This window comes from Acidobacteriota bacterium, assembly GCA_018001935.1.
Lineage (GTDB): Bacteria > Acidobacteriota > JAAYUB01 > JAAYUB01 > JAAYUB01 > JAGNHB01.
Genome location: JAGNHB010000041.1, coordinates 44,818 through 51,770 on the forward strand (window position 1 = coordinate 44,818; position 6,953 = coordinate 51,770).

9 protein-coding genes are annotated in these 6,953 nt (G+C 63.5%); 4 read left to right on the plus strand and 5 right to left on the minus strand.

Features of this window, described 5'->3' with window-relative positions:
* Positions 1-144 precede the first annotated feature (144 nt).
* Both pilQ and KA419_14665 read left to right on the plus strand, forming a co-directional pair.
* Entirely contained in the window at positions 145-2,007 is a 1,863-nt protein-coding gene (pilQ, locus tag KA419_14660) for a type IV pilus secretin PilQ (GenBank protein MBP7867176.1), read from the plus strand.
* A gap of 15 nt (positions 2,008-2,022) precedes the next feature.
* A complete protein-coding gene (locus KA419_14665) occupies positions 2,023-2,400 on the plus strand; it encodes a roadblock/LC7 domain-containing protein (GenBank protein ID MBP7867177.1) in 378 nt (125 codons plus the stop codon).
* A 114-nt stretch (positions 2,401-2,514) separates the two neighbouring features.
* Here the strand turns inward: KA419_14665 and KA419_14670 are convergent, their stop codons facing one another.
* The gene (locus KA419_14670) at positions 2,515-3,762 is read right to left on the minus strand and encodes a glycine C-acetyltransferase (protein MBP7867178.1); all 1,248 of its coding nucleotides are present in this window, start codon (positions 3,760-3,762) and stop codon (positions 2,515-2,517) included.
* A gap of 598 nt (positions 3,763-4,360) precedes the next feature.
* On the opposite strand from KA419_14670, the gene KA419_14675 reads away from it, so the two are divergent.
* The gene (locus KA419_14675; protein ID MBP7867179.1) at positions 4,361-4,729 is read left to right on the plus strand and encodes a hypothetical protein; all 369 of its coding nucleotides are present in this window, start codon (positions 4,361-4,363) and stop codon (positions 4,727-4,729) included.
* A gap of 33 nt (positions 4,730-4,762) precedes the next feature.
* On the plus strand, positions 4,763-5,194 hold the full coding sequence (locus tag KA419_14680; GenBank protein ID MBP7867180.1) for a formylglycine-generating enzyme family protein: 432 nt from the start codon (positions 4,763-4,765) through the stop codon (positions 5,192-5,194).
* Between the two features lie 329 nt (positions 5,195-5,523).
* On the opposite strand, the gene KA419_14685 is transcribed toward KA419_14680, so the two are convergent.
* The 4 genes from KA419_14685 to KA419_14700 form a co-directional block, all read right to left on the minus strand.
* Positions 5,524-6,018: a PIN domain-containing protein gene (locus KA419_14685; protein ID MBP7867181.1), complete on the minus strand. Its 495-nt coding sequence runs from the start codon at positions 6,016-6,018 to the stop codon at positions 5,524-5,526.
* A complete protein-coding gene (locus KA419_14690; protein MBP7867182.1) occupies positions 6,008-6,241 on the minus strand; it encodes a hypothetical protein in 234 nt (77 codons plus the stop codon). The genes KA419_14685 and KA419_14690 overlap by 11 nt, the downstream gene beginning before the upstream one ends.
* A gap of 249 nt (positions 6,242-6,490) precedes the next feature.
* Positions 6,491-6,676 (minus strand): hypothetical protein, encoded by a 186-nt coding sequence (locus tag KA419_14695; protein ID MBP7867183.1) that lies wholly within the window; start codon positions 6,674-6,676, stop codon positions 6,491-6,493.
* A partial coding sequence (locus KA419_14700) for a hypothetical protein (protein MBP7867184.1) occupies positions 6,658-6,953 on the minus strand: 296 nt, incomplete at its 5' end. The genes KA419_14700 and KA419_14695, both read right to left, overlap by 19 nt.

Below are 6,953 nucleotides of genomic sequence, written 5' to 3' on the forward strand. Positions count from 1 at the left end.
CGCCCCACGAAATTGATGATCTCAGTCATTCTCCTTGTGGCATTCATAGCCGCTGGACTATTCGTATTCGCCGAGGATTCCAGGAGCGCCGCGGCGGCCCGGAAACCCCTGGAAAGTGCGTTCGGTGTTCTGAACGACATCGCCGTGCAGCCTGACGGGATCCTCCTGAGAGGGAACAACATCGGCAGCTACACGCACTTCAAGCTGTCGGACCCCACCCGCCTGGTGATCGACATCAAGGACTCGGCGTGCGCCCTGAACCGGAGTTCCGTCCCGGTGAACGGGGAGCTGGTGCAGCAGGTCCGCGTGTCCCAGTTCTCGCCGAAGAACAAGGTCCGGGTGGTCTTCGACCTCCGCCGGGACATCTCCGGCGCGGAGATCCAGCGGACCCCCGGAGGGCTCCTGGTCCAGTTCACCCCGGTGGCGACCTCGGCCGCCGCCCGGAAGGAAGACGGCGTGACGCTCGAGATCGCGTCCTCCAAGGCCGCCCCCGTGGTTACGGACGGGACGAGCGGGATCATCCGGATCCCCGAGCCGGTGGTGAAACCGAAGGCCGTCGAACCGGTCCGGACCGCCACCGCCGTTCCCCTGCCCGACATGAAGCAGGCCCCCGGCGTCAAGCTCCTGGCGACCAAGGTCGAGTCGGCGAAGACCGCCGCGATGGTGTCGGACGACTCCGAGGACCAGGTGAACTTCTCCGGCGAGCCGATCACGGTGGACGTCGTCGACGTCCCGATCGTGGACTTCTTCCGCTGGATGGGCGACAACATCGGGCTCAACATCGTGGTCGATCCGAGCGTTTCGGGCACGATCTCCATGAAGGTCAACTGCGTTCCCTGGGACCAGGTTTTCGACCTGGCGCTCAAGAACAACCGGTTGGCCAAGCTGATCGAGGGCGAGGTCATCCGGATCGGCACCATGGACTCCTTCAAGGACGAGGAAAAGGCCCGCCAGGAACTCAAGCGCGCCCGGTACATCACCACCAAGACCATCCGGGCGAACTACGCCACGGTGAAGGACCTCGCGTCCAGCAAGATCCTGAACCCGATCCTGAGCCAGAGCGGCGAGATCAACTTCGACGAGCGGACCAACACCATCGTCATCCGGGACATCCCCGAGCGCATCAAGGACGTCGAGGAACTGATCAAGGTCCTGGACGTGCCGGAGCACCAGGTTGAGATCGAGGCCCGCATCATCGCCGCCAACCGCAGCTTCGCCCGCAGCATCGGCGTCCAGCTGGGCTTCGTCGGCGGCAACCTGCAGCGGATGACCGTGGGCGGCCCCAACACCTTCGCGGGCATCGGCGGGTATCGCCCCGCCCAGACGCCGAACTCGGCCTATGTCGCCGGCAATGCCGCCACCGGCCGCGGCGCCGCGACGGGGACCGCCAACCAGGGCGCGGGCGTTTCCACCGGTGCGGACGGCAAGACCGGCAACTGGAACATCAACCTGCCCGCCATCGGCGCCACGAGCGGTATCGGCCTCTCCATCGGGAACATCCTGGATACCTTCCTTCTCGATGCCTCCCTGACGGCCGCGGAAAGCAGCGGTCAGGTCATGGTGATCAGCCAGCCCAAGGTCCAGGCCCAGAACAACCGCAAGGCCACGATCGAGCAAGGTCTCCAGATCCCCGTCCAGACCAGTGAGAACAACACCACCACGGTCCGGTTCTTCTCCGCGTCCCTCAAGCTGGAAGTCACGCCCCGGGTCACCGAGGACGGGAACGTCTTCCTGAACATCGCGCTGGAGAACAACCGTGCGGACTTCACCAACACGGTCAACGGGATCCCCTCCATCATCACCTCGCAGTCCGCGACGGAAGTCCTGGTCGGCGACGGCGGGACCACCGTGATGGGCGGTGTGCTGATCGACGAGGACATCCGGTCGAACGACAAGGTGCCGCTCCTCGGCGACATCCCGCTGCTGGGCCACCTCTTCCGGCGTGACTCCAAGCAGAAGGACACCAAGGAGATCCTGTTCTTCCTGACCCCGAGAATCATCCGCTGAGGACGACACTTGGCGATGAACATTTTCAGGGATACACTCGATGCCATTCTGAGGGCGGTGGATGGGATTCGGACCATCCTGATCGTCGGGGTGGATGGCATCATCATCGATCGGGACTTCAAGGACGGGGTTCCGGACCCGGAGCTGAGTTACGAACTGGTGGCCGCGGAGTACACGTCGCTTCTCAAGACGTCCCTGCGGACGGCGGAAGACGTCGAAACGGGCTGCCTGCAGGAAATGACCATCCTCACGGAACGGTACCTGTTCATCGTGCGCATGATCACCGAAGAGTACTTCATCATGATGGTCATGAACCCGGACGGCAACTTCGGCAGGGCACGGTACGAGATGAAGAAGGCCCAGATCATCCTCGAGAAGGAATTCCGGATCTGATTCCGGGCATCGGTTGACGAAAGGAAGCGGGAACCCCGGGGTTCCCGCTTTGCTTTCCAGAAAAGAAAATCGCGGGCGAAAGCCCGCGATTTTCCGTTTTCCGGGATCCGCGTGTCAGGGGATCATGTTGAGGTCGCGGCCGACCTTGGTGAAAGCCGCGATGGCGTGATCCAGGTGGTGCATGTCGTGTGCCGCGGAAATCTGGACGCGGATGCGGTCCTTGCCGCGGGGGACCACCGGGAAGCTGAAGGCGATGACGTAGATGCCCTCGTCCAGCATCCGGTTGGCGAAGTCGACGGCCAGCTTGGAGCAGTCGGGGTACTTGCCGAACATGATGGGGGTGATGGGGTGGACGCCGGGGATGATATCGAAGCCGGCGGCCGTCATCTTTTCTCGGAAATAGAGGGTGTTACGTTCCAGCTTGTCCCGGAGTTCGGTGGTGGAGGAGAGCATGTCCATCACCTTGATGGTGGCCATGACCACGGACGGGGCCACGGTGTTGGAGAAGAGGTACGGGCGCGCCTTGTTGCGCATCCAGTCGATGATCTCCTTCCGGCCGGAGATGCAGCCGCCGGACGCCCCGCCGAGCGCCTTGCCGAAGGTGGTGGTGATGACGTCCACCCGGCCCATCACCCCGTTGTGCTCATGGGTGCCCCGGCCGGTCTTCCCCATGAAGCCGCTGGCGTGGGAGTCGTCCACCATGACCAGGGCGTCGTAGCGGTCGGCCAGGTCGCAGATGTCCTTGAGACTGGCCACGTCGCCGTCCATGGAAAAGGCGCCGTCGGTGGCGATCATCTTGAAGCGGCAGCCTTTCTCGTCCGCTTCCTTCAGGCAGCGTTCGAGCCCCTTGGCCATCTTGCCCGTGGCGGCGTCGAGTTCCTCCACGTCCCGCATGTCACTGTGTTTGTAAGCCCAGCGCTGCGCCTTGCAGAGGCGGACGCCGTCGATGATGGAGGCGTGGTTGAGGGCGTCGCTGATGATGGCGTCCTGCTCGCCCAGGAGCGGTTCGAAGACGGCCCCGTTGGCGTCGAAGCAGGAGGAGAAGAGGATGGTGTCGTCCAGGCCGAGGAAGTCCGACACCTTGCGTTCCAGGGTCTTGTGGATGTCCTGGGTGCCGCAGATGAAGCGGACGGAGGAGAGGCCGTAGCCGCGGTGGTCGATCCCCTCGTGGGCGGCCTTGATCAGCTCGGGGTGGGAGGAGAGGCCCAGGTAGTTGTTGGCGCAGAAGTTCAGGCACTTGCGCCCCTTGACGACGATTTCGGCGCCCTGGGGGCTCTCGATGACCCGCTCGTGCTTGTAGAGTTTCTGCTCTTCCAGTTTGCGGAGTTCCTCGGCGAGAAAATCCTTCATTTTTCCGTACATGTTTATCTCCTTGGAGTGGGTGTTCCGACCGGTCCCGAAGCGCGAAATTGTAACGCCTCTCCCCCGGGAACGCAACCGGTTTTCGCGAACGCGGAGGGTTGCAAAATAGACGTTCAACTCAAACTGAAGATGAATTGAACCACGAACCACACGAAAAATTAAGGAAAAGCGGCGCAGAAAAACGAATTTGCCGCATCGGGAGTGCGGCGCGGAGGTTTCCGGAGCGCCGCTTTGTCACATGCCGAAGAAAAGACGCGCAGGCTTCCGGAGCGCCGCTGTGAAGGGGATGCGCTCGGCCGGGGGGCCCGCGTTCGGATCGACTGCGCCGTGCTCTTAGACCGATCGTGATGAAGATGGGCGTTGAAGAACGAGACGAGGGTCACCCCCCCGACCCTGAAGGGGGCGAATGCGAATAGAACGAAACGAGGCACCCCCCGACCCCGGAGGGGTCGAATGTGAATAGAATGAGGGGAGAACCGATCACCCCGACCCCGGAGGGGTCGAATGTGCGGAGAGGAGATTCACGTTCGATCTCTCCGGGGTCGGGCGGAAGCGGTTCGTCCATCCTCAAGGAGACGGTCTTTCGCCGCTTCGGGAAATGCCGACGTCGGGGGCGTGCCCCGCCTGCGGGTTCGACCCGGTCCGCCGGCCCTGGCGTACCCCGGCGTTGCCGCCGGGCACGGCGCTGGGGAGCGAGTACCGGCTGGGGCGGGTGCTGGGGAAGGGGGGCTTCGGCATCACCTACGTGGTCTCGGACGTGAACCTGGAGCGCCGGGTGGCGGTGAAGGAGTTCTTCCCCCAGGCGCTGGCCGCGCGGGGGACGGACCAGACCACGGCGGTCGCCGTGGCCGAGGGGCGCTTCGGCAACTGGCGGAAGCGCTTCCTGGACGAGGATGGACGGCGTCGATCCCCTCCGGAGTCATCCCTCGGGACCGAACCGAACCCTCACCCGGGCGAAGGCGGATAACGCGGGCAATATTTCTGTTCTGAAGGAAAATTCATGAAACGTGCAGTTGGGGTTGCCGAAAATTTATTATTGATATTGTTAGGTTTTAGTTGCAATTCGACGGCATTCGGCGCCCAGGAGCCGTCGGCGCCGGCGGAGGAGAAACGTGATGCCTTTGCGCGGTCCGTCGGCATGAAATTCGTGCGAATTCCGCCGGGGAGTTTCACCATGGGCTCGCCGGACGGGGAGCCTGGAAGATTCATCGACGAGACGCAGCACCGCGTCACCCTCTCCCGCCCCTTCGAACTGCAGACCACCGAGGTGACGCAGGGGCAGTGGGAAGCGGTGATGGGGAACAACCCGTCGTACTTCAGGAACGCGGGCAAGGACGCTCCCGTGGAGTCGGTTTCGTGGGAGGACTGCCAGGAGTTCATCCGGAAGCTGAACGAAAAGGACCCCGGGAAGGGGTACCGACTGCCGGCGTAGGCGCCGCCTGCCGGGCGGCGAGTGAAGGCCACGGAATGCGTGCGCCTCCCGGCGTAGGCGCCGCCTGCCGGGCGGCGCGTGAAAGCCACGGAATGCGTGCGCCTCCCGGCGGGAGGCGCGTAAGACCGCGGGCCGGGAGAGAGGCGGGGGCGAGCGAGAGAAAAGTCGCCCTGCAGTCGCCGTTCGTCCGCGACGGGGCAGGGCAGTTTCAGGGCCAGGCTGGCCGTGCTACCACGCCGGGCTGTCAAGTCGCAGCGATGGGGGCGGCGTCGAGCCGGCGGCATCCGAACGCCGTCCCGGGTCCCAAGGGTCGGGGAGGCCAGAGTATGCTACCGGCCGAGGGGATTTTCCGGTCCCGAGGAGGGAGGCATTGCGAAGGACTCGCCTGGCGTCTCCGGACTCACCTTGAAGGGGTTGACGACCCGGACCCCCGAGTATGCCGCCCCGTCCTGGAAGTCTTCGGAGAAGAGGGTTCCGCAGCCGCCGAGAAGGGCCGCGGCCAGGATGTGGGCATCCCAGAAACTCAAGGTGTGCTGTTTCTGAAGGTCGATGGCTCTCCAGACACTGAGCGCGTCGAGACCCACCACCTGGAACGTACCCAGGAGCCGGACCTGACGTTCCGCCAAGTCGAGGGGAAGGGGCACGGCCATCTTGCGGGTGACGGTAACCCAGAATTCGCAGAGAACCTGGGCCGAAAGGCAACCGTTCCCCTCCTTTAGATGGTGCCGTATCAACTCCCGAGCCTTCAAGCTCTTGTCGGGCTCGGACTCGTCGTTGGCATAGACCAGGACGTTGGTATCGAAGAACACCCGTTCAACGCTCATGGAGGTCCTCCCTAGTCCAGGTCTTCTTTCCGACCCGGCCCTGACCCTGGCGAAACAGCCCGTCCAGTTCCTCGGCCAAAAGGGCTCGCCGGGAGGCTTCCCGGGCCACCAAATCCACCAAAAAACGGCGGACCAGTTCATTCAGGCTGCTGTCCCGGTCGATGGCGATCTTCCGCGCCGCCCGAATCAGTTCCGAATCCACGCTCAGGGTGATGTTGGCCATGTTGCACCTCCACATAAACAGTGTAGCACATAGGGCACCGTTGGCTTCCGGATTTTCGGACAAATGCCGACGGAAAGGCGCGCAGGCTTCCGGAGCGCCGTGGGAAGGGGGATGCAGGCATTTGCGGGGAAGGTCCGTTGCCCTGCGGTCTCGCTTCTTGGTCAAGGCGCAGGATTCGGGCTCCCGGTTGGTTCCCGCGCCGCTCCGGAAGCCTTCGCGCCGCACTCCCCAGATCTGACGGCATCGATCCTAGGAGCTTGTCGCGGACAGACGGGAGAGGGTTTCGGGCAAATCCGGCAAGCCGGTCACTTCCACGCCGTTCTTGGCCCGGCGCTCCCGCCCTCCGTAGACCAGGAGCCGGTTTTCCACCGGGGGCAGCACGGCGGCGGAAGCCCGGAACCCCTTGAAAAAGTGCGTCAGGAAGTATCCGTGCATTTTGCAATGTAAAAGTTCAATTTGCACATTTCGTCGGTGAGGCGCGAGCCGATGAAGCCGAAGAGGGCGTCGAAAGGGCAATTTCCAACGGATATCGCCCGAAACGCGAAGTTGAAAAAAAAGGCGCCACGGGGGGTGGCGCCGGGAACAAAGCGGTAGCTCGAAGACTCGCTACCGCACTCCTGTACATTGTAATCAGGACGAGGAAGCAAGTGGCTGCGGGGAGCACCACCGCACTCCCGTTTCGCAAAGAACTCTCTTTGGACCTGTGCCCCCG